The organism is Rhodococcus koreensis (assembly GCF_017068375.1).
Lineage (GTDB): Bacteria > Actinomycetota > Actinomycetes > Mycobacteriales > Mycobacteriaceae > Rhodococcus_F > Rhodococcus_F koreensis.
The window spans coordinates 4,826,853-4,850,778 of the sequence record NZ_CP070609.1; the positions used below are offsets into that span (position 1 = coordinate 4,826,853).

Annotated in this window: 15 protein-coding genes; 14 read left to right on the forward strand and 1 reads right to left on the reverse strand. The window is 67.5% G+C overall.

What is annotated here, in order from left to right; translation table 11 throughout:
• Positions 1–147: 147 nt before the first annotated feature.
• From glf to JWS14_RS22235, 14 genes are all read left to right on the forward strand, one after another.
• Entirely contained in the window at positions 148–1,365 is a 1,218-nt protein-coding gene (glf, locus tag JWS14_RS22170) for a UDP-galactopyranose mutase (RefSeq protein ID WP_206014370.1), read from the forward strand.
• A complete protein-coding gene (locus JWS14_RS22175) occupies positions 1,362–3,278 on the forward strand; it encodes a glycosyltransferase (RefSeq protein WP_072938608.1) in 1,917 nt (638 codons plus the stop codon). The genes glf and JWS14_RS22175 overlap by 4 nt, the downstream gene beginning before the upstream one ends.
• Positions 3,259–3,777 (forward strand): phosphatase PAP2 family protein, encoded by a 519-nt coding sequence (locus JWS14_RS22180; protein ID WP_012691118.1) that lies wholly within the window; start codon positions 3,259–3,261, stop codon positions 3,775–3,777. The genes JWS14_RS22175 and JWS14_RS22180 overlap by 20 nt, the downstream gene beginning before the upstream one ends.
• Positions 3,774–4,679 carry a decaprenyl-phosphate phosphoribosyltransferase gene (locus JWS14_RS22185; protein ID WP_072938605.1) on the forward strand — a complete coding sequence of 302 codons (906 nt, stop codon included), beginning with the start codon at positions 3,774–3,776 and terminating at the stop codon, positions 4,677–4,679. The genes JWS14_RS22180 and JWS14_RS22185 overlap by 4 nt, the downstream gene beginning before the upstream one ends.
• 1 nt (position 4,680) lies before the next feature.
• Positions 4,681–6,600, forward strand: coding sequence for an arabinofuranosyltransferase AftB family protein (locus tag JWS14_RS22190; protein WP_095862828.1), 1,920 nt, complete (start codon positions 4,681–4,683; stop codon positions 6,598–6,600).
• Positions 6,601–6,937: 337 nt separating this feature from the next.
• Positions 6,938–7,948 carry an alpha/beta hydrolase gene (locus JWS14_RS22195; RefSeq protein ID WP_072938600.1) on the forward strand — a complete coding sequence of 337 codons (1,011 nt, stop codon included), beginning with the start codon at positions 6,938–6,940 and terminating at the stop codon, positions 7,946–7,948.
• A 291-nt stretch (positions 7,949–8,239) separates the two neighbouring features.
• Complete coding sequence (locus tag JWS14_RS22200) at positions 8,240–9,235, forward strand: alpha/beta hydrolase (RefSeq protein WP_083395667.1); 996 nt, start codon at positions 8,240–8,242, stop codon at positions 9,233–9,235.
• Positions 9,236–9,366: 131 nt separating this feature from the next.
• Complete coding sequence (locus JWS14_RS22205) at positions 9,367–11,253, forward strand: alpha/beta hydrolase-fold protein (RefSeq protein ID WP_206014371.1); 1,887 nt, start codon at positions 9,367–9,369, stop codon at positions 11,251–11,253.
• A 126-nt stretch (positions 11,254–11,379) separates the two neighbouring features.
• Positions 11,380–11,958, forward strand: a complete 579-nt coding sequence (locus JWS14_RS22210; RefSeq protein WP_095862829.1) for a DUF732 domain-containing protein — start codon at positions 11,380–11,382, stop codon at positions 11,956–11,958.
• Positions 11,959–11,964: 6 nt separating this feature from the next.
• The gene (locus JWS14_RS22215; protein ID WP_074933804.1) at positions 11,965–12,945 is read left to right on the forward strand and encodes a cutinase family protein; all 981 of its coding nucleotides are present in this window, start codon (positions 11,965–11,967) and stop codon (positions 12,943–12,945) included.
• A gap of 192 nt (positions 12,946–13,137) precedes the next feature.
• The gene (locus JWS14_RS22220; protein WP_009477140.1) at positions 13,138–14,127 is read left to right on the forward strand and encodes an LLM class F420-dependent oxidoreductase; all 990 of its coding nucleotides are present in this window, start codon (positions 13,138–13,140) and stop codon (positions 14,125–14,127) included.
• 187 nt (positions 14,128–14,314) lie between these two features.
• Entirely contained in the window at positions 14,315–16,210 is a 1,896-nt protein-coding gene (gene fadD32, locus JWS14_RS22225; RefSeq protein WP_072938582.1) for a long-chain-fatty-acid--AMP ligase FadD32, read from the forward strand.
• A 31-nt stretch (positions 16,211–16,241) separates the two neighbouring features.
• The gene (gene pks13, locus JWS14_RS22230) at positions 16,242–21,311 is read left to right on the forward strand and encodes a polyketide synthase Pks13 (RefSeq protein WP_420855120.1); all 5,070 of its coding nucleotides are present in this window, start codon (positions 16,242–16,244) and stop codon (positions 21,309–21,311) included.
• The gene (locus JWS14_RS22235) at positions 21,308–22,852 is read left to right on the forward strand and encodes an acyl-CoA carboxylase subunit beta (protein WP_072938577.1); all 1,545 of its coding nucleotides are present in this window, start codon (positions 21,308–21,310) and stop codon (positions 22,850–22,852) included. Before pks13 ends, JWS14_RS22235 begins: the two co-directional genes overlap by 4 nt.
• Before the next feature lie 26 nt (positions 22,853–22,878).
• Here the strand turns inward: JWS14_RS22235 and JWS14_RS22240 are convergent, their stop codons facing one another.
• Positions 22,879–23,853 (reverse strand): hypothetical protein, encoded by a 975-nt coding sequence (locus JWS14_RS22240; RefSeq protein ID WP_206014372.1) that lies wholly within the window; start codon positions 23,851–23,853, stop codon positions 22,879–22,881.
• Between the last annotated feature and the right edge of the window lie 73 nt (positions 23,854–23,926).

The following is a 23,926-nucleotide window of genomic DNA, read 5'->3' on the forward strand; positions in this document are numbered from 1 at the left end:
CCGCTCATGAAGCGCGATCGCCGCGTCGACGCGAACAACGAGGTCTGCAGAACCGGTGAATACAGGGAGAACTCCTCGTGCGTGCCGAAGGGGTCCCTGCACCCCTTGGCCGCGCACAGGTCGCGGAGTCGCTTACCCTGGTTCATCGTGACCGCTGCAACCCCAGAGACAACCGCCCCTGGCCGGTACGACCTCATCGTCGTCGGCTCCGGATTTTTCGGACTGACCGTCGCCGAGCGTGCAGCAACACAGCTGGGTAAGCGTGTGCTGGTGCTCGACCGTCGTCATCACCTGGGCGGAAACGCCTATTCGGAGGCCGAACCCGAGACCGGCATCGAGATCCACAAGTACGGAGCGCACCTGTTCCACACCTCGAACAAGAGGGTGTGGGACTACGTCACCCAGTTCACCGAATTCACGAACTACCAGCACCGCGTGTTCGCGCTGCACAAGGGCCAGGCGTACCAGTTCCCGATGGGCCTGGGTCTGGTGTCGCAGTTCTTCGGGCGCTACTTCACCCCGGACGAGGCGCGGAAGCTGATCGCCGACCAATCCTCCGAGATCGACTCCAAGGAGGCGTCGAACCTGGAGGAGAAGGCGATCTCCCTGATCGGGCGGCCGCTGTACGAGGCGTTCGTGCGCGACTACACCGCCAAGCAGTGGCAGACGGATCCGAAGAATCTGCCGGCGGGCAACATCACCCGCCTGCCGGTGCGGTACACGTTCGACAACCGCTACTTCAACGACACGTACGAGGGCCTGCCCGTCGACGGCTACACCGCGTGGCTCGAGAACATGGCGAAGGACCCGAAGATCGAGGTCCGGCTCGAGACCGACTGGTTCGACGTCCGCGACGACCTGCGCGCGGAGAGCCCCGACGCCCCCGTCGTCTACACGGGCCCCCTCGACCGCTACTTCGACTACTCCGAGGGCGAGCTGGGCTGGCGCACCCTCGACTTCGAGACCGAGGTGCTGGAGACGGGTGACTTCCAGGGAACACCGGTCATGAACTACAACGACGCCGACGTGCCCTTCACCCGGATCCACGAGTTCCGCCACTTCCACCCGGAGCGGGACTACCCGAAGGACAAGACGGTCATCATGCGGGAGTTCTCCCGGTTCGCGGAGAGCAAGGACGAGCCGTACTACCCGATCAACACCCCGGACGACCGCGCCATGCTCACCGCCTACCGCGACCGTGCCAAGGAGGAGATGTCCGCGAACAAGGTCCTGTTCGGCGGCCGTCTCGGCACCTACCAGTACCTGGACATGCACATGGCGATCGCCAGCGCGCTGTCGATGTTCGACAACTCCCTGCGTCCGCACTTCGAATCCGGTGCGGACCTCGTGGGGGAGGCCGAATGAGCGCCCGGCATCTGCTCGAATCGGAGAAGGTCACCGAGGACGCGCCGCTTCTCGGCAAGTCACTGCTGCAGCGGGTGATCCTGCCGCGCGCCGGTGAACCGCTCGACGTCCGCACCCTCTACCTGGAGGAAGCGAAGACCAACAGTCGCCGCGCGCATTCGCTGTCGCGGACGTCGCTGTCGGTCGGCGCCGAGTCCGAGGCGTCGTTCTGCACCTACTTCAACGCGTTCCCGGCCAGCTACTGGCGCCGGTGGAGCACGCTGAACTCCGTGGTGCTGCGGCTCGAGCTGTCGGGGCACTGCCGCATCGACGTGTACCGGTCGAAGGCCGATTCCTCGCGCATCCACGTCGAGGGCCGCGAGTTCCAGGACGGCGACGCCGCCCTCGAGTTCGAGATCGAGCTGGCGCCGTTCGAGGACGGCGGCTGGATCTGGTTCGACATCACCAGCGACACCGAGGTCGTGCTGGAGAGCGCAGGCTGGTACGCGCCGGTCGACGCCCCCGGTGAGGCCACCGTCGCCGTCGGCATCCCCACGTTCAACCGGCCCACCGACTGCGTCAAGGCGCTGACGGCGCTGGCGTCCGACGAGCTCGTCATGGATGTCGTCAAGGCCGTCATCATCCCGGACCAGGGCACCCGCAAGGTCAAGGACGAGCCCGGCTTCGCGGAGGCCGCGGAGGCGCTCGGCGACCGGCTGGCGATGCACGACCAGGCGAACCTCGGCGGGTCCGGCGGCTACAGCCGGATCATGTACGAGGCGCTGAAGACCACCGACTGCCAGCACATCCTGTTCATGGACGACGACATCGAGATCGAGCCCGACTCGATCCTCCGCGCGCTCGCCATGTCCCGGTTCGCGAAGTCGCCGATGCTCGTCGGCGGGCAGATGCTGAACCTCCAGGAGCGCAGCCACCTGCACTCGATGGGCGAGGTCGTCGACCGCAGCATCTTCATGTGGACGGCCGCCCCGAACGTCGAGTACGACCACGACTTCTCCCGCTACCCGCTGAGCGACCGCGAGAACTCCCGCCTACTGCACCGCCGCATCGACGTCGACTACAACGGCTGGTGGATGTGCATGATCCCCCGGCAGGCCGCCGAGGAACTCGGTCAGCCGCTGCCGCTGTTCATCAAATGGGACGACGCCGAATACGGTCTGCGGGCCCGCGCCGCCGGCTACCCGACCGTCACCATGCCCGGTGCCGCGATCTGGCACATGGCGTGGAGCGACAAGGACGACGCCATCGACTGGCAGGCGTACTTCCACCTGCGGAACCGTCTCGTCGTCGCGTCCCTGCACATGCCCGGGAACGGCCGCGGCCTCGTGATCAACACGGTCAAGGCCACGATCAAGCACCTGCTGTGCCTCGAATACTCGACGGTCGCGATCCAGAACCAGGCCATCGCCGACTTCCTGCAGGGTCCCGAGCACATCTTCGAACTGCTCCCCACCGCGCTCGGCAACGTCCACGCGATGCGCAAGGAGTACCCGGACGCCGTCGTCCTGCCGTCGTCGACGAGCCTGCCGATGCCCTCCGGTGAGGAAGTCGGCGCGGTCGGCCTGCCGACGAACCCGCTCGCGAAGATCGTCCGACTCGGTAAGGGCCTGGTCCACAACGTCAAGCCCGCGCACGAGCAGCACCACGAGCGTCCCCAGCTCAACGTGCCCACCATCGACGCGCGCTGGTTCCTGCTGTCCCAGGTGGACGGTGTCACCGTCACCACCGCGGACGGGCGCGGAGTCGTCTACCGCAAGCGCAACCCCAAGCTGGCGCTCGCGCTGCTGAAGGAAGCGATCCGGCTGCGCCGCGAACTGGCCCAGCGATTCCCCGAACTCAAGCGCGAGTACCAGGACGCCGTTCCTGCCCTGACCAGCAAGGAGAGGTGGGAACGTGTCTTCGGCATCCAGTGAGATCCAGATCCTGCAGACCGTCCAGTCGACGATCGCGAGCAGGCCCGGCGTCGTCTCGACCGCGCGGGGCATGTCCCACTTCGGTGAGCACGCCCTCGGGTGGGTGGCCGTCGCCGGCATCGGCGCGGCGCTCGACAAGCCCCGCCGCCGGCAGTGGGCGGGCGTCGCCGTGGGCGCCGTCGGTGCCCATGCGGCCTCGATCGTGATCAAACGCATCGTCCGCCGCCCGCGGCCGAACGACCCGTCGATCCAGGTCAACGTGTCGACGCCCAGCAAATTGAGCTTCCCGTCCTCGCATGCGACATCCACCACAGCGGCTGCGGTGCTGCTCGGCCGACTCACCGGGCTACCCTTGCCTGCGTTGTTGGTACCGCCGATGCTGCTTTCCCGGCTCGTTCTGGGAGTGCACTACCCGACCGATGTGCTCGCCGGATCTGCCCTGGGGGCCGCCTCCGCGGTCGCGGTGCTGAAGGCCGAGCAGAAGTTTGGAGAAAAATGAGCGAGGAACCGGCCGTCGTCACCGGACCCCCGACATCCCTGGCGGCTGGCATCGTCAAGGCCGTCCGCCCGCGTCAGTGGGTCAAGAACGTCCTGGTCCTCGCAGCTCCCGTCGCCGCGGGCACGGCGACGGAATCCGCCGTCCTGCTTCCCGTCGCACTCGCCTTCGTGGTGTTCTGCATGGCAGCGTCCGGCATCTACCTCGTCAACGACGCGATGGACGTCGAAGCGGACCGTGCGCACCCCACCAAGCGATTCCGTCCCATCGCGGCCGGTGTGCTGCCCGTCAACCTGGCGTTCGCGATGGCGGTCGTGCTGCTCGGCGGCTCGATCGCCCTGTCGTTCCTCGCCAACTGGCAGCTGGCGGTCGTGATGGCCGTCTACATCGGCATCCAGCTGGCGTACTGCTTCGGCCTCAAACACCAGGCCGTCCTCGACATCTGCATCGTCTCGTCCGGGTTCCTGCTGCGCGCCATCGCCGGTGGTGTGGCCGCCGAGATCGCACTGTCGCAGTGGTTCCTGCTGGTCATGGCATTCGGTTCGCTGTTCATGGCGGCCGGTAAGCGGTACGCCGAACTGCAGCTCGCCGAGCGCACCGGCGCGAAGATCCGCAAGTCCCTCGAGAACTACACCACGACGTACCTGCGGTTCGTCTGGACGCTGAGCGCCACCGCGGTCGTGCTCTGCTACGGGCTGTGGGCGTTCCAGCAGGACGACCTGAAGGGCACCAACTGGTACGCCATCTCCATGGTGCCGTTCACGATCGCGATCCTGCGTTACGCCGTCGACGTCGACGGCGGCGAGGCCGGGGAGCCCGAGGAGATCGCGCTGGGCGACCGCGTGCTCCAACTTCTCGCGATTGCCTGGATCGGAGTGGTGGGTGTCGCTGTCTACCTCGTCTGACTTGGTAGGCGACGCCGAGGAATCGGGCGCCGCCGCGGAGCGGACCACCGAACGCCACCGGAAGGCCATCCTCTCGAGGGTGGTCTTCCTCGGGGGTGTGGCCGTCTCGGCTCTCCTGATGTTCTGGGGCGCCTGGGAGCGGCGATGGATTGCCGACGACGGTCTGATCGTGCTGCGCACGGTCCGGAACCTGCTCGCGGGCAACGGTCCGGTCTTCAACTCGGGCGAGCGGGTCGAGGCCAACACCAGCACCGCGTGGACGTACATCGTCTACGCGTTCAGCTGGCTGTCCCAGGCCCGGCTCGAATACGTCGTTCTGACGATCGCGCTCATCCTGTCCACGGCGGCGATCGTGCTCGCCATGTTCGGCACCGCACGCCTGTACCGCGGTGGATCCTTCGCCGGCGGCGGCACGCTGTTCCTGATGCCCGCCGGTGTGCTCGTGTACATCGCGGTGCCCCCGGCCCGCGACTTCGCGACGTCGGGCCTCGAAAGCTGCCTCGTCATCTTCTGGATCGCGCTGCTCTGGCTGCTGCTGGTCCGGTGGAGCCAGGCGGCCTCCCCGTCCACCACTTCGGTGCTGACGCTCGCGTTCGTCGCCGGCATGGGCCCGCTCGTGCGGCCCGAACTGGCGATCCTGGGTGTGCTGTCGCTGGCCATGATCTTCCTGGCGCCCGGCCTCACGTGGGTGGTGCGGGTGGCGATGGTGTTCGTCGCCGGCATCGTCCCGGTGGGCTACCAGATCTGGCGCATGGGCTACTACGCCCTCCCGTACCCCAATACCGCGGTGTCGAAGGACGCCGGCGGCGCGAAGTGGTCGCAGGGTTTCGCGTACCTCTGGAACCTGCTCGGCCCTTACCTGCTGTGGCTGCCGCTGGTCTTCCTGTTCGCCGGCGCCGTGATCGCCTGGCGCGGCCGGGACAAGGACATCGAGCATGGTGTTCGTCACACCGAAGGGAATTGGCTGACGCGCCTGCGCGGAGGGCTGCGCACGCAGAATGCCGTGGTCGTCTTCATTCTCGCGAGCGGGCTGATCCTCGGTCTGTACTCGTTGCGCGTCGGCGGCGACTTCATGCACGGCCGCGTTCTTCTCCCCGTTCTGTTCTGTTTCATCGTTCCTGTCGCCGTAATTCCGGTGCGAATTCCGGACCGCGCATCATGGGGGCGTAACAGGGAATCGTCGATTTTCCTGGCAATGGCTTTCCTGTGGGTCGGCACCGTCGTGTGGGCATTTTTCGCGTCGAACACGACGGGAATGCCGGAAGGTGTCGTTATCGGACGTTCCGGAATTGTCGACGAACGCGCCTTCTACGTTCTCAACACCGGTCATGCGCACCCGATTCGCGCGGACGACTACCTGGACTATCCGCGCATGCGCGCGATGGTCCAGACCATTTCGGACACCCCTGACGGCGGCCTGCTCATCCCGTCCGCCGACTACACGTACTGGTTCGTCGTTCCACCGCCCCTTCCGATCCCGGAGGACGGAGCGGGCCACACCGTGTACTTCCTGAACCTCGGCATGACGAGCATGAACGTCGGCCTCGACGTGCGGGTGCTGGACCAGATGGGTCTCGCCTACCCGCTTGCGGCGCACACCGAGCGGTTGGACGACGGCCGTATCGGGCACGACAAGGCTCTGTACCCCGACTGGGTCGTGGTGGACACGGGAATGATCGACAAGCACCCGTGGATGCCCGGATTCCTCGACGAGGATTGGGTGACCGAGGCGCGGGTTGCGCTCACGTGCCCCGAGACTCAGGACCTGCTGACGTCGTACCGGTCGGAACTGACATGGCCGCGATTCAAACAGAATTTCAAGGATGCGCTGCATTTCGCGAGTTATCGAATCGAGCGAGTGCCCGCATATGAAATTCAGCGGTGCAATCTCGAGCCGCCGTTCCCGGAACCGGCCAAATAGGGCGTACCGGGCGGGGCCTGTGTCACCGGGGCGTCCCGGCCAGATCTCGATGTCGGAACATCAGATCTCGTTTGTGTAACGCTGGAACTGTCGGCGACGATGTACGTCGATGATGAGTCATCGTGACGGTGGTCTGGAAGTTCCCCGAAAAGCGCTCCGCGAGCGTTTGTCAGGGAAGTTCGTGTGACATACAGTCCACCAAGCGCAGTGTGACTCGGAAGAGGTCCGCTGCCGGCCCGGCCACGTGCCCGGGGCGGCAGGTCGCCTGTTCCCCGACGGAATCCGCCGGAGCCGCCCAGTTGGCGGAGTCCGCAGACGAAGAGAGTGAGCAGTATTCATGCGTTTTGCCAGACCGAGGTTGTCTCAGCGCCTCAAGCAGCGTGCGATGGCCATCGGCGCCGTCGCACTGGTACTGCCTGTAGGCGCAGGAATCGCTGGTGGAGCCGTTGCTGCAGCAGCACCGACGCACGCGGGGCCCGCCAAGACCGCGCCGGCCGGTGGCTACGAGGAACTGTGGGTTCCCTCTTCCATGGGGCCGATCAAGGTCCAGGTCCAGTGGGCGGCCCGTGGCGGTAGCTCGGCGCTGTACCTGCTCGACGGACTGCGCGCCCGCAACGACCGCAACGCATGGAGTTTCGAGACCAACGCGTTCGACCAGTACCGCAACGACAACGTGACCCTGGTCATGCCCGTCGGCGGCGAGTCCAGCTTCTACTCGGACTGGTACTCGGCGAGCAACTTCAACGGTCAGCCCGTCACCTACAAGTGGGAGACGTTCCTGACCCAGGAACTGCCCGACTTCCTGGCCAATTACGGTGTCTCGCGCACCAACAACGCCGTCCTCGGCCTGTCGATGGGTGGCAGCGCCGCCCTGACGCTCGCCGCGTACCACCGCGACCAGTTCAAGTTCGCCGGTTCGCTGTCCGGCTACCTGAACATCTCGGCTCCCGGCATGCGTGAGGCGATCCGCGTCGCGATGCTCGACGCCGGCCGCTTCAACGTCGACGCCATGTGGGGCCCGCCGTGGAACCCGGCGTGGCTGCGCAACGACCCGTTCGTCTTCGCGCCGCGCCTGAACGGCCTGTCGATGTTCATCTCGGCCGCCAGCGGCCTGCCCGGTGAATTCGATCACCCGCGCGCGCCGATCGACTACTACAACACCGCGAACGGCATGGGCCTCGAGGCCCTCGCCCTGGCCAACACCCGCGCCTTCCAGGTGCGTCTGGCCAGCCTCGGTGTGCCGGCCACCTTCGACTTCCCGGCCAACGGCACGCACTCGTGGCCGTACTGGGGTGCCGAGCTGTGGAAGGCCCGCGGCCAGATCCTGGACACGCTGGGCGCCTGGTGATCTAGACGCCACCACATTCGTGGCGAATGCCGCCCCGCCTCACCGGCGGGGCGGCGCTCGTGCGTTCTGAAGTGCACGGTCACGGATCGGAGGGTGAGAGGAAAACCTCGGAATCCGTTCCCCCCGGGAGTGCACAACGGGTCCTTTTGTCAGTAAGGTGATCCCGTCGAGACGCCACCCGCGCAGCGAGCGCTGCGCGGGTGGCGTCTGTACGTGAGATTTTCACGAGAGTTATCGAGAGGTTGCCGCGGCCGCGGCGCGAGACGCATCAAGCGGAGGGAAGACGAGTTCATGCGAGTTGGGGGTTCGACGAGAACAAGCGGATGGGCCAGGCGTACCGCCGCCGCAATTGCTCTGGCGGTCGCACTGCCACTGGGCGTGACCATGGTGGGCGGCGGCGCAACGGCCTCCGCAGCCTTCGACCCCGCAGCGCAGGACTTCTGGGTCGACTCCTCCATGGGTCCGATCAAGAGCCGCATCTGGCGGGCCGCTGACGGCAACACCAACCGGGTCGTCTACCTGCTCGACGGCCTGCGCGCGCAGGACGACCTGAGCGGCTGGGAAGTCAACACCGATGCGGGCCCGTTCCTCGCCTCGCAGAACATCAACGTCGTCCAGCCGGTCGGCGGACAGTCCAGCTTCTACTCCGACTGGTTGTCGAACTCGAACTTCAACGGCCAGAAGACCCCGTACAAGTGGGAGACGTTCCTCACCGAGGAACTGCGCGACGCACTGGCGAACCGCCTCGGCTTCCAGTCCACCCGCAACGGCGTCATCGGCCTGTCGATGGGTGGCAGCGCCGCCCTGACGCTTGCCGCCTACCACCCGGAGCAGTTCAACTACGCGGGCTCGCTGTCGGGCTACCTGAACATCTCGGCTCCCGGCATGCGTGAGGCGATCCGCGTCGCGATGCTCGACGCCGGCCGCTACAACGTCGACGCCATGTGGGGCCCGCCGTGGAACCCGGCGTGGCTGCGCAACGACCCGTTCGTGTTCGCGAACAAGCTTCGCGACAACAACACCCGCCTGTGGGTGTCGGCCGCCAACGGCATCCCCGCCCCCGGCGGAGCCGCACCGACCGGCGTCATCGACGTGTTCAACGCGAGCACCGGTGCGAGCCTCGAGGCGCTGTCGCTGGCGAACACGCGTGCCTTCCAGGTCAAGATGGCGACCCTCGGCGCGAAGAACGTCACCTACAGCTTCCCGCCGCGCGGCATCCACACGTGGCGCTACTGGCAGCAGCAGATCCACGATCTGGCCGGGGATCTCGGCAACACGATCGGGTAGCTCGGAAGTAACAATTGCACCAGCTGTAACAGCGCGGCACTCCCACTCGTCTGTTGTTTGCGTGTAGAAAGAACCGGAACGCGAGGCCGTGCTCCGTGTTGGCCTCGACGCGCAGAGAGAGAGTGAACGTCATGCGAGTAGGCCTGTTCAGGGCAGAACGTCAGCGTTCGTCGACCGGAAACGTTCGAAGGCGCGCGCTCGCCTCGCTTGCCGCTGTGCTCGTGGTGCCGGTGGCGGTCGGGTTCACCCAGACCGCCACCGTCTCGGCTGCGCCAGTCGCCGCGCAGGCCCCGGTGGCCACCCAGGCCCCGGGCGGCGCGACGATCCATCACGTCGACTGGCTCACCGACCGTCGCGTGGCGATCTGGATCAACTCCCCGTCGATGGGTGTGCCGATCCAGGTGCAGATGCTGCTGGCGCGGGACTGGAACTCGAAGCCGACGGAGAAGTTCCCGTCCGTCTACATGCTCGACGGCCTCCGCGCGCAGGACAACGAAAACGGCTGGACGCTCGAGACCGACGCCGAATCGTTCTTCGCCGACAAGAACATCAACGTCGTCCTCCCGGTCGGCGGCCAGTCCAGCTTCTACTCCGACTGGGTGGCCCAGGACAACGGTCAGAACTACCAGTGGGAGACGTTCCTCACGAAGGAACTGCCCCCGATCCTCGAAAGCGATTGGCGCACCACCAAGACACGCGGCGTCGTCGGACTGTCGATGGGCGGCACGTCCGCGATGTTCCTCGCGGCCCGCAACCAGGGATTCTTCAAGTTCGCCGCGTCGCTGTCGGGCATGCTCACCACCACGGCGCTCGGCATGCCGCAGGCCGTCGCCTACGCGATGAGCGATGCGGGCGGATTCGACGCGGACGCGATGTGGGGGCCCCCGACCAGCTCTGCGTGGGAGGAACACGACCCCTACCTGCTGGCCGACAAGCTCAAGGGCGTCAGCCTGTACATCTCCAGCGGCAGCGGCACCACGGGTCCGTACGACCAGCCGTCCGGAATCCCGGGCGTCAGCACCAATTACGCGGGCATGGGGCTCGAGATCCTCAGCCGGCTCACGTCCCAGACGTTCGCGACCAAGCTCAACAAGCTGGGCATCCCCGCCCAGGTCAACTACCGGCCGTCCGGCACGCACTCGTGGCCGTACTGGCAATTCGAACTCCACCAGCTGTGGCCGCAGCTCGCCAGCGCCGTCGACGTCGAACCCGAGAAGCCGGTGTGCACCACCGGTGGGTCCATCGCCGGTGTCGCAGGCGCGAACCCGTGGATCGGCGACTGCCTGACCCCCGAGTACAGCCTCGCGGGCGGAACGGTCCAGGACTTCCGCAACGGCCGGATCTTCGTCAAGTCCGACACCGGCGCGCAGCCGGTGGCCGGCGCCATCGGTGGCGTCTACCAGGCGACCGGCGGTCCGGGCGGGTCGCTCGGCTACCCGACGACGCCCGAACTGGCCACCCCCGACGGACGTGGTCGCTTCAACCACTTCGAGCGCGGGTCCGTCTACTGGTCGCCGCAGACCGGGGCGCACGCCGTCCGCGGCGCGATCCGGGACGAGTGGGCACGGCAGGGCTGGGAGGCCGGACCGCTCGGATACCCGGTGGCCGAGGAAGTTCCCACGCCCGGCAAGGACGGCGCAGTGCAGGGCTTCGAGATCGGCGCCATGTACTTCAGTCCCGTGAACGGCACCCACCGCGTGCAGGGAATGATCATGGGCAAGTACGCCGAACTCGGTTACGAGGGCGGCTGGCTCGGATTCCCGAAGACCAGCGAGATCCCCGTCAAGGACGGCGGCCGGTTCAACCAGTTCGAGGGCGGCAACATCTACTGGAGTCCGCTGTCGGGCGCCTGGGCCGTCGAGAACGGACCGATCTTCGACGCCTGGAAGAGCGCAGGCTACGAGGGCGGCCGGCTCGGGTTCCCGATCAGCGACAAGTTCGCCATTCCCGGTGGCGTCCAGCAGAACTTCCAGACCGGTTACGTCACAGTGATCGACAACAAGGCCGAGATTCACTGATGGCCGCACCGTACTAGAAATCTCACGCGCAACGGGCGGAGCCGGGTCCGGCGGACCAGGTTTCCGCCCGATCTGCGTCTGTACCCTGTCGAGAGACAACGACTTGGAAAGCAAGGACGGAAATAGATGCCGCAGCACTCACGTATCAGCACCACCTTCCGACGGTCGATCGCGGTAGGCGCGCTCGCCGTCGCAGCGAGCGGATTGTTGGTCGGGTGCGGTAGCGACGACTCCACGGCGACGTCCAACCCGTCGACCAGCGCGACCACGACGTCCGCGGCCGCGTCCAGTTCCGCCGAGAGTTCGGTGTCCGCCGCACCCAGCGCGAGCGCTTCCGCGTCGGCCTCCGCACCGGTGACGAGCCCCGGCGAGGCGGCCACCGCGCCGCCGGCGCAGCCCGAGGAAGTTCCGGGCGACTTCCCCGGCCCCAGCGAGGTCCCGGTCAGTGCCGACGGCCAGAAGTTCCTCGACGCGCTGAAGGCCAAGGGCATCGAGCCCGCCGCCGACGGCACCATGGCCGTGAGCACCGCCGACTTCATCTGCCAGGCCAAGGCCGAGGGCAAGAGCGACGCCGAAGCGATGGTGTTCGTCACAGCGATGGTCGGCACCGAGGCGTCCGCTGCGGGGAAGGAACTGACCCAGGAGCAGGCGACCGCCAACGCCACGACCTACATGGACGTCGCACACGCGACCTACTGCAAGTAGACGCCGATGTCGGTGACCGGGCGCGGAACGCGGAAGAAGAAGAGCAGCCTCCTGCGCAAACTGCTGGTGCTGATCGTGGTCCTGCTGGTGATTCTCGTCGCAGTGATCGCACTCTGGTATCTGCTCGCAGGGCGGCTGCCCAAACCGATCCCGACGCCGCCCGGTCCCGAGCGTCCCAATGCCCAGCCGGCGAGCTGTCCCGACGTCCAGGTGGTCGTCGTCCCGGGCACATGGGAGTCCAGCGCCACCGACGACCCGTACAACCCGACGGCCAACCCGGCGTCGCTGATGCTCAACGTGTCGCGTCCGCTGCAGGAGCAGTTCGAGTCCTCGCGCGCCGACGTGTACACGGTTCCGTACGTCGCGCAGTTCTCCAACCCGGTCGCGTTCCCGCCGGACGGGCAGCAGTCGTACAACAACAGCCGCGGCGCCGGCACCGCCGCCACCAACGACATCCTGGTCCGCCGGCACGCCGAGTGCCCGCTGACCAGCTTCCTGCTCACCGGCTTCTCCCAGGGTGCGGTCATCGCCGGCGACGTCGCTTCGAGCATCGGCGCAGGTGACGGCCCTGTTCCGGCGGATCTGGTGCTGGGTGTCGGGCTCATCGCCGATGGCCGTCGCGACCCGGCCGCAGCGACGAACGTCGGGCAGCCGGTCACCGGTGTGGGCGCCGAACTGTCCCTGGCCGGTCTGCAGATCCCGGGCATCACGATGACCGGTCAGCGGCCCGGCGGTTTCGGTGACCTCACCGACCGGGCGGTCGAGATCTGCGCCCCCACGGACGGGATCTGCGACGCGCCGGCGCAGGCGCTGAAGCCGAGCAACTGGATCGGCAGCGGGCTGCGTCTTCTCGAGTACAACAACAACCCGGTCCACGCGATGTACAACTCGTACGTCGTCGACGACTCCGGCACGACGGCCACGCAGTGGATCGCCGGATGGGCAGCCGAGAAGATAGAGGCCGCCCCGACCCCGGCCCACAGTTGATTTTGTGGCGGATGGGTTCACCGTGGTCGGTGTGCCGTCAATCGTCCCGAGCAGATGGCCGCGGCGCGTACTCGCCGGTAGTGTGCGTTTCCCGGCACCGGTAGAGTGCTGCACTGTTGCTGCACCACCCGTGCCCGACCCACCGATGTTCACGTCCTGAACGGGGGCGTTACACCACAGGAGAAGCTATTCATGAGTTCCGACGCCAGCTCGTTGCGTAAGTTCCGATTCGCGGCAGGCGGAGAGGGCAACGCGGACGAGGGCGGCGCGCGTCGGTTCGTCAAGCTTGCGCAGAAGGCCGAGGAACTCGGGTTCGACAGCTTCATGATCCCGGACCACCTGGGTAACCAGGTGGGGCCGATCGCCGCGCTCGGCGCGCTCGCGATCGCGACGGACAAGATCCGGCTCGGCACTGCCGTCCTCGCCAACGGCTTCCGGCATCCGGCGATCCTCGCCAAGGACGCCGCCACCATCGACGTGCTGTCGGGTGGCCGCCTCGAACTCGGCATCGGCGCAGGCTGGATGAAGGAAGAGTTCGACAAGGGCGGCATCGACTACGAGCGCCCGGGCGTCCGGATCGCCAAGCTCGAGGAGACCCTGCAGATTCTCGACGTGCTGCTGCGCGGCCAGGAGTGCAACTTCGACGGCAAGTACTACCAGATCAAGGGCCTGACGGGCAGCCCGCGACCGCGGCAGGGTCCGCGTCCCCCGATCGCCGTCGGCGGCGGCGGCCCCAAGATGCTGGCGCTCGCCGCCAAGTACGCCGACATCATCTCCGTAGCGACGCCGACCAGCAAGGAAGGCAAGCTCCTCCTGTCGGGTGTCACGCTCGAGAAGACGATGGAGCGCGTCGACCGGATCCGGGAGGCCGCCGGTGACCGGTTCGACGACATCGAACTGAACTGGACGATCACCACCATCGTCATCACCGACGACCGTGAGCAGACCGCCGAGATGGCGCTCGCCGCACTCGACCAGGGCTTCCCGCCCAACATCGAGGTCGACACCAAGCTGTCCGTCGAAGACATCCTGAGCTCGCCGTATCTCGCGATCGGCAGCTTCGAGGAGATCGCCGATCAGATCCGTATGGTGCGAGAAAAGACGACAATGTCCTACGTCGGTGTGTTCCCCACACAGATGGATGCGTTCGCGCCGATCATCTCGCAACTGAAGGGCGAGTAGACGCAGCGTACCGAGGGCGGCGATGCCAATCTGTAACATATCGATGGTTTGGAATCGATGAACTTATTCGGGTGAGTGGCGTGTTACGTCGTTTCCCACGAGTTTTACAAGATCCGATTCGGCGAAGGAAGTCTGGGGCGCAGTCATGCCGGTGGCATGCCTGTGTGATCGCTTCGGAGGAGATGGAATGAACGCGAAGTTCGATGATTTTATCGACGAGACGGGCCACATCAGGCTCGACTCGGGAAGCACGCTGGTCGACTACGTCCAGCGGCACACCCGGGAGAACTCGGACGAGCTGGCATACCGCTACATCGACTATTCGCGGGACAGAGACGGCGAAGCGCAGGAGCTGACCTGGGAACAGTTCGGCCACCGGCTGCGTGCCGTCGCGGCGCGCCTCCAGCAGGTCACCAAGCCCGGCGACCGTGTCGCGGTCCTGGCGCCGCAGGGTCTCGACTACGTCATCTCCTTCTTCGCCGCCATCCACGCCGGAACGATTTCGGTGCCGCTGTTCGACCCCGACGAACCCGGCCACACCGACCGTCTGCACGCCGTCCTCGGTGACTGCAAGCCTGCCGCCATCCTCACGGCCACCTCCTCCGCCGCGGGTGTTCGACAGTTCTTCCGGTCCCTCCCCGCCGCCGAACGCCCCCGGATCATCGCCGTCGACGCCATCCCCGACAGCGTCGGCGAGTCCTGGGTGCGCCCCGAGATCGATCTCGACGACATCGCGTACCTGCAGTACACGTCCGGCTCGACCCGGGTGCCCGCCGGTGTGGAGATCACGCACCGCGCCGTCGGCACGAACGCGCTGCAGATGGTCGACTCCATCGAGCTGAACGAGAACTCACGCGGCGTCACCTGGCTGCCGCTGTTCCACGACATGGGGCTGCTGACCGTCATCCTGCCCGCCCTCGGCGGCAAGTACATCACCATCATGAGTCCGCGCGCGTTCGTGCAGCGGCCGTACCGGTGGATCAAGGAACTGGCCGCGGTGTCGGACGGCGCAGGTACGTTCGCGGCCGCACCCAACTTCGCGTTCGAGCACGCTGCCGCCCGCGGCCTGCCGAAGAACGGCGAGAGCCTCGACCTGAGCAACGTGATCGGCCTCATCAACGGCAGCGAACCGGTCACCACGTCGTCGATGCGCAAGTTCAACGAGGCGTTCGCGCCGTACGGCCTGCCGAAGACGGCGATCAAGCCCTCGTACGGCATGGCCGAGGCCACGCTGTTCGTGTCCTCCACCCGGCACTCGGACGAGGCCCGCGTCATCTACGTCGATCGCGACGAACTCAACGCCGGTCGCGTCGTGAAGGTGGACCAGGACGCCGAGAACGCCATCCCGCAGGTGTCCTGCGGTTACGTCGCGCGCAGCCAGTGGGCCGCCATCGTCGACCCGGAGTCGCGCATCGAGCAGCCCGACGACCGGGTCGGTGAGATCTGGCTGCACGGCGAGAACATCGGCATCGGCTACTGGGGACGCACCGACGAGACCGCGGAGACGTTCCACAACAAGCTCACCAACCGGCTCGCCGAGGGCAGCCACGCGGAGGGTACGTCCGCGGACGCCAACTGGATGCGCACCGGCGACTACGGCGTGTACATCGACGGTGAGCTGTTCATCACAGGCCGCGTCAAGGACCTCGTGATCGTCGACGGGCGCAACCATTACCCGCAGGACCTCGAGTTCTCGGCGCAGGAGGCGAGCACCGCGCTGCGCCCCGGCTTCGTGGCCGCGTTCGCGGTCCCTGCCAACCAGCTGCCGGCCGTCGTGTTCGAGAACACGCACTCGGGTCTGAATTACGACGCGGACGACTCCTCCGAGCAGCTCGTGATCGTGGCCGAACGCGCACCGGGTGCCGGCAAGGCCGACCCGCAGCCCGTCGCCGACACGGTGCGGGCCGCGCTGTCGACCAGGCACGGGGTCACGGCGCGCGACATCCTGCTGGTGCCCGCGGGCTCGATTCCTCGCACGTCGAGCGGCAAGATCGCCCGCCGGGCGTGCAAGGCGAGCTACATCGAAGGCACCCTGCGCGGCGGATACACGCAGACGGCCTTCCCCGATAGCGTTTCCGAATAGTCCACTTCCTGACGGGTAGCTTGGTGAGTTGATGGCTGAAAAAGATGATGACCGGGTCGGGGCGAGCGAAGCGACGGGGAATGTCACCGGCAGCACAGGTGACATGACGGTCGCGCAGCTGCGCGACTGGCTGCGCAACTGGATTGCCGACGCAACCGGGCAACCGGTCGGTCAGATCACCGACGACCGCCCGATGGAAGAGTTCGGTCTGTCGTCGCGTGACGCCGTCGCACTCAGCGGCGAGATCGAAGAACTGGTCGGAGTCACGCTCACCGCGACGGTCGCCTATCAGCACCCCACCATTGCGTCGCTCGCCACCCGGATCATCGAGGGCGAACCCGAGCAGCCCGACGACTCCGCCGACGCCGCCTACTACGCGTCGGCGCCGACGTCGGACGCGCACGACATCGCGATCGTGGGCCTGGCCGCACGCTTCCCGGGTGCGGGCACGACTCCCGCCGAGATGTGGCAGATGCTCGCGGAGGGCCGCGACGGCATCTCCGACCTGCCCGAGGGCCGCTGGGAGGAGTTCACCTCCGACCCGCAGATCAAGGCCGCCGTGGAGAAGGCCAACACGCAGGGCGGCTACCTCGACGACGTGAAGACGTTCGACGCGGAGTTCTTCGCGATGTCCCCGCTGGAGGTCGCGAACGTCGACCCGCAGCAGCGCCTCGCGATGGAACTGACGTGGGAGGCACTCGAGCACGCCCGCATCCCGGCCAGCGACCTCAAGGGCGAGCAGGTCGGTGTGTTCATCGGCAGCTCGGCGAACGACTACCAGTTGCTCGCCGTCAGCGACCCCGTCCACGCGCACCCGTACGCGCTGACCGGTACGTCGACGTCCATCGTCGCCAACCGGGTGTCGTACTTCTACGACTTCCGCGGACCGTCCATCGCTCTCGACACGGCCTGCTCGTCCTCGCTCGTCGCGGTGCACCAGGCGGTGCGCTCGCTGCGGACCGGTGAGTCGGACCTCGCGCTCGCCGGCGGCGTCAACATGCTCGTCGCGCCGCCCGCCACGCTGGGCTTCGACCAGCTGGGTGTGATGGCCCCCAACGGCCGCATCAAGGCGTTCTCCTCCGACGCCGACGGCATGATCCGCGCGGAGGGCGGCGGTCTCGTCGTCCTGAAGCGCCTCGAGGACGCCGAGCGTGACGGCGACGAGATCTTCGCCGTCATCGCCGGTAGCGCCGTCAACCAGGACGGCCGTTCCAACGGTCTCGCGGCCCCGAACCCGGACGCGCAGGCCGACGTCCTGCGGCACGCCTACCGGGACGCGGGCATCAACCCGGCAGGCGTCGACTACATCGAGGCGCACGGCACCGGCACCATCCTCGGCGATCCCATCGAGGCGGACGCGCTCGGACGCGTCGTCGGTCGTGGACGCGCCGACGACAAGCCCGCCCTGCTCGGCTCGGCCAAGACCAACTTCGGTCACCTCGAGGCCGCCGCGGGCGCCGCGGGTCTGATCAAGGTCGTGCTGTCGATGCGGGAGGACACACTTCCCCCGACGCTGAACTTCGCCGGACCCAACCCGTACATCGCGTTCGACAAGGCGCACCTGCAGGTCATTCCCGAGGGTGCGGCGTGGCCGCGCTACACGGGCGCGGCCGTCGCCGGTGTATCCGGATTCGGTTTCGGTGGCACCAACGCCCACGTCGTGGTGCGCGAGTACACCGGGCCTGCCGTCGACGACACCGCCGAGCCCGCCGACACGGTCGTGCCCGCCGAGGTAGCGGTGGCCGAGACCGAGCCGACGGTCGTCCTCGCGGTGTCCGGTGCGCTGCCGTCGCGCCGTCGCCGGGCCGCCGCCGATCTGGCCGACTGGCTGGAAACGGAAGAGGGCAGCACCACCCCGCTCGCCGACGTCGCCCGCGCTCTCGCGCGCCGCAACCACGGGCGCTCGCGGGCCGTCGTCCTGGCGAAGACCCGATCGGAGGCCGTCACCGGTCTGCGCGCCGTCGCCGCAGGCAAGCCCGGGCAGGGTGTGTTCACCGCGGACTCGCCGTCGTCGAAGGGCGCCGTCTGGGTTCTGTCGGGCTTCGGTTCGCAGCACCGCAAGATGGCCAAGCAGCTGTACCTGGAGAACCCGGTGTTCGCCGCGGCCATCGACGAGGTCGACGCGCTGATCGAGGACGAGGCCGGCTACTCCATGAAGGAGAAGTTCCTCGACGACGCGATCGACTACGACGTCGAGACGTCGCAGGTCGGCATCTTCACCATCCAGATCGGTCTGGCTGCCCTGCTGCGTCACCACGGCGCCGAGGCCGAGGCCGTCGTCGGACACTCGATGGGCGAGGCCGCTGCCGCATACATCTCGGGTGGCCTGCCGCTCGAGGATGCGGTCCGGGTGATCTGCGCCCGGTCCCGCCTTATGGGCGAGGCCGAGGCAACGCTCGAGGGCGACGACATCCGTCTGATGGCGCTCGTCGAGTACAGCGCATCCGAGATCGAGACCGTTTTCACCGATTTCCCGCACCTCGAGGTCTGCGTGTACGCGGCCCCGACGCACACCGTCATCGGCGGCCCGGAGCCTGAGGTCAACGCCATCGTCGCGCGGGCCGAGGGCGAGGAGAAGATGGCCCGCGTCCTCAAGACGAAGGGCGCCAGCCACACCTCTCAGGTCGACCCGCTGCTGGGCGAGCTGGCCGCGGAACTGGCGGGCATCGAACCGACCAAGCTGAAGCTGGGCGTGTACTCGTCCGTCGACCAGGACACCTACTACCGCGCAGGCCACGAGCCGATCCACCGCGAGGAGTACTGGACCAAGGGTCTGCGCCACAGCGTGTACTTCACCAACGCCGTCCGCCTCGCCGTCGGCAGCGGGCACACCACGTTCGTGGAACTGGCGCCCAACCCGGTGGCCCTGATGTCCGTGGCCGCCACCGCGTTCGACGCCGGCCTGCACGACATGCAGCTCATCCAGACGCTCAAGCGCAAGGAGGACGAGCCGCTCGGTGTCCTCGCCGCGCTCGCACAGCTTTACGTCCACGGGCACGCCGTCGACCTGTCCTCGCTGCTGCCCGAGGGCGACTTCGCGGCCGTTCCGCGCACCGCGTGGATCCGCAAGCCGTACTGGGTGGAGACCCGGATCGACTCGAGCGGCAACACCCGTGTTCCGGGTGCGCACGTGTCGCTGCCCGACGGCCGCCACGTATGGGAGGTCCAGGCCGGCGCGGTCACCGACCTGCCCGCCCTGGTCACCGCCGCCGCGTCGCAGGTGCTGTCGGACGTGACGCTCGCCGCGTCCGTCCTGCACGCCGACGCGCCCGCCGAGGGAACGCTCACCACCACGCTCAACCCGCATCCGGGTGGCGCGTCGCTGCAGGTGCACGCGAAGAGCGGTGCGAGTTTCACGCTGCTGTTCGACGCCGCCGTCACGTCCGGTGAGGCATTGCCTGAACCGGTTGTCGGGGCGAGCCAAGCGACGGGGAATGTTGGTGCGGCGCCGGTGCAGACGACGTCGCCGGTGGAGGAGCTGCCCGAGGTCGTCGAGGACATCGGCGAGAAGTGGGACCCGAACGGTTCGCAGACGCTCGAAGACCGTCTCGCGCTGATCGTCGCCGAGTCCATGGGTTACGCCCCGGAGGACCTGCCCGCCGAGATCCCGCTGATCGAGCTGGGACTCGATTCGCTGATGGCCGTCCGCATCAAGAACCGCGTCGAGTACGAGTTCGACATCCCGCAGCTGCAGCTGCAGGCGGTCCGTGACGCGAACCTGATGGAGGTCGGCAAGTACCTGCGCTACGCGGTCGAGAACCGCGAAGAGGTGCAGGCCCTCGCCGACAAGCAGAAGGCCGAGAAGGAAGCCGAGGAGGCCGCGGAGGCCGGGGAGGCCGACCGTGATGCGGAGGCCGCTCGTGACTCCCAGGGCGCCGCGGCCCCGCTCGACGCCGAGGACACGTCCGTGGAGGCGGAGGCCGAGGCGATCATCGCGGCCACCCCTGTCCCGGAGGCTGCGCCCGAGGAAACCGCCGTGGACAGCAAGGAAGCGTTCGCCGAGGCGACCGGCACCGACGTTCCGCCGCGCGACGCCGCCGAACGTCTGACGTTCGCCACGTGGGCCGTCGTCACCGGCGAGTCCGCCAAGGGCATCTTCAACACGCTGCCGATCCTGAACGACGAGACGGCGGAGAAGCTGGCGGCACGGCTGTCGGAGCGCGCGAACGGTGAGATCACGTTCGACGACGTCCTCGATTCCACCACCATCGAGGAACTGGCCAATGTGGTGCGCGGCTTCCTCGAGGATTCCGGCAAGATCGACGGGCTGGTCCGCGCGCTGCGGGCTCGCCCGGAGGGATCCGACGCCGTCCCGGTGTTCGTGTTCCACCCGGCAGGCGGGTCGACCGTCGCGTACGAGCCGCTGCTGAAGCGTCTGCCCGAGGGCACGCCGATGTACGGGTTCGAGCGCACCGAGGGGCCGATCGATGTCCGCGCGGCGGAGTACCTGCCGTTGATCCGCGAGATCCAGGGCGACGGACCGTACGTGCTGTACGGCTGGTCGCTGGGCGGTGTGCTGGCGTACGCGGTGGCGAAGCTGCTGCGCGAGTCGGGTGCGGACGTCCGGATCGTCGGCTTGATCGACACGGTCATGGCCGGGGAAAAGGTGGAGGACACTCCCGACGAGATCCGTAAGCGCTGGCAGCGGTACGCGGCGTTCGCGAAGAAGACGTACAACGTCGACTACCCGCTGCCGTACGACAAGCTCGCGGCGGCGGAGAGCGACGAAGAGCAGATCAAGATCCTGACGGAACTGCTCAAGCTGAGTGGCACCAAGATTCCGGGCGGAATCATCGAGCACCAGCGCACGTCGTGGCTCGACAACCGGGCCATCCAGACCGCCGAGCTCGAGCAGTACGACGGCGACGTCGTCCTGTACATGGCCGACCGCTACCACGACGACGTGATGAACCTGGAGCCCGCGTTCAAGACCCGGAAGCCGGACGGCGGCTGGGGCGACGCGGTGAAGAACCTGGAGATCATCCACGTGGGCGGCGATCACATCCAGATCGTCGACGAGCCGTACATCGCGAAGGTCGGTGCCGACCTCACCAAGAAGCTGGCGGCGATCCAGGCCGCCGGAACCGGAGCGCATCAATGACCACCACGACCGCAGAGAAGCTTGCCGAACTGCGCGAAAAGCTGGAAACGGCAAAGGAACCCGCGGGCGAGCAGGCTATTGCCAAGCGCGCGAAGAAGGGTATTCCGAGCGCACGCGAACGTATCGACATGCTCCTGGACCCGGGGAGTTTCATCGAGGTCGGCGGTCTGATGCGCCAGCCCGGTGACCCGAATGCGCTGTACAGCGACGGCGTCGTCACCGGCCACGGGACCGTCGAGGGACGCCCGGTCGCGGTGTTCTCGCACGATCAGACCGTGTTCGGTGGTTCGGTCGGCGAGATGTTCGGCCGCAAGGTCGCCGCGATCATGGAGTTCGCCGCGAAGATCGGCTGCCCGTGTGTCGGCATCAACGACTCCGGCGGAGCCCGGGTGCAGGACGCGGTGACGTCGCTGGCCTGGTACGCGGAGCTGGGCCGTCGGCAGGAGCCGCTGTCGGGCATGTGCCCGCAGATCTCGATGATTCTCGGCAAGTGCGCAGGCGGTGCGGTGTACGCGCCGATCAACACGGACGTCCTGGTGGCCACCGAGGAGTCGTACATGTTCGTCACCGGGCCCGAGGTGGTCCGGAAGATCACCGGCGAGGACGTCAGCCTCGACGAACTCGGTGGTGCCCGGAATCAGGCCCAGTACGGCAACCTGCACCATGTGGCGCCCGACGAGAAGGCCGCGTTCGAGTGGGTGCGCAAGTACCTGAGCTTCCTGCCGTCGAGTTGCATGGAGAAGCCGCCGGTCGTCAATCCGGGTCTCGAACCGGAGATCACGGACTCCGACCGCGATCTGGACACGTTCATCCCGGACGCCGACAACGCCGGCTACGACATGCACGACATCCTGCTGCGGATCTTCGACGACGGCGAGTTCCACGAGATCGGCGGGCAGGTGGCGCTGAACATCATCACCGGCTTCGCCCGCGTCGACGGCCGCACGGTCGGGGTGATCGCGAACCAGCCGCTGGTCGCGGCGGGTGCGCTGGACGCGCAGGCCTCGGACAAGGCCGCGCATTTCATCCGCATCTGTGACGCCTTCGACATCCCGCTGGTGTTCGCGGTCGACACCCCGGGATTCCTTCCCGGGCTCGAGCAGGAGCGGATCGGTGTCATCAAGCGCGGTGGCCGGTTCATCTTCGCGTTCGTGACGGCGACCGTGCCGAAGGTGACCGTCGTGATCCGCAAGGCCTACGGCGGCGCCTACGCCGTCATGGGCTCGAAGCAGTTGGGCGCCGACATCAACTTCGCGTGGCCGACCGCCCGCATCGCGGTGATGGGCGCCGAGGGCGCTGTCGACCTGATCGGTCGCAGGCAGATCGAGGCCGCGGGCGAGAACGCGCCCGCCGTCCGCCGGCAGTTGATCAACTTCTACAACGAGAACATCGCGACGCCGTACATCGCCGCGGAGCGCGGATACATCGACGCCGTCATCGAGCCCGCCACCACCCGGCTCGAGATCCGCAAGGCGCTGACGATGCTGCGCGACAAGACGGTGCAGCGTAATCCGCGCAAGCACGACCTGATGCCGCTGTAGTTCGTTCCCGCACCTGCGGTCGGCGGTCATGCCGACCGCAGGTGCGTTTCGGTGTGCACGAACACCGGCGGCCGGGGGCGCGACGCGGCCAGCGTGTACGCAGCGCGCAGGTCGGCGAGAACGGTCGACGGGTCGCCCCGGATCTGCTCCGGCAGGTGTGTCACGACGACGATTCCCTCACGTTGCATCCGTGCCCGCCGCTGCCTCGTCGCCTCGTGCAGTTCGGGTGAGAAGTGGTACTTCGGCGAGTCGATCTCCCAGGCGACGGCGACGTCGTCGAGCCAGCCGTCGGGCCGGGCGACCCACAGCCCGGCCGCGGACAGCACGTCCACGTCGTGCCGCATCGGCGGAAGCCCGCTCGTCGCATACACATTCTGCGCGTGGACCCGGACGGCGGAATGCGCGTCTTCGGTCAGTTCACGCAGGACTGCCCGCGGCAGGTGGCTTCCGCGGTCGCTGCCGTGTGCGATTTCGCGGACCAGTTCGTCTATCGTCACGTCGCCACGCCGGATTCCCTCGGTCAGGAGCGCGTGACAGGCCTCGGCCGTGAGCGTGCGACGTCCGGCGTCGAGAAGGCTGCGCCGCGGCGGAGCGAGGCGCAGGAGCCCCCGGTGGACGGGTGCGGGCAGGTGCCGCGTCCGCTCGACCTTCACGTACGACCAGTCCCGGCGATGCCGGGTGGACGGGATGAGCAGCAGCACGTCGTTCCGGGGCGGTGACGCTGGGTAGCCGAGCGCGGCCAGCGCGGCGTGACCCGACAGGAGCGCGTCCGGGCCGCCGTATTCGAGCGCCGCCAGGTTGCGCTGCAGCGTTGTCGGTGGCCCGTCGTGCAGGAGGACGACGCCGGGGAGGATCCGCTGCCAGGGACCACCGTCGCGGCAGCGCGCGGCGATGGTGCCCTTGGCGACGCCCAGCCGTTCCAGGGCAGCCGCTCGGACCACTCCGTCGCGGCCGGCAGCGGTTGTCCCGGGGAGGTCTTCGGCCCAGCTTTCGGTTCGCATGGGTCTGAGCCTGCCCCGGGCGCAGGGATCCGCGGCCGAAAAGCCCAGGTCGGAAATTGGCCTGTGGATGGAC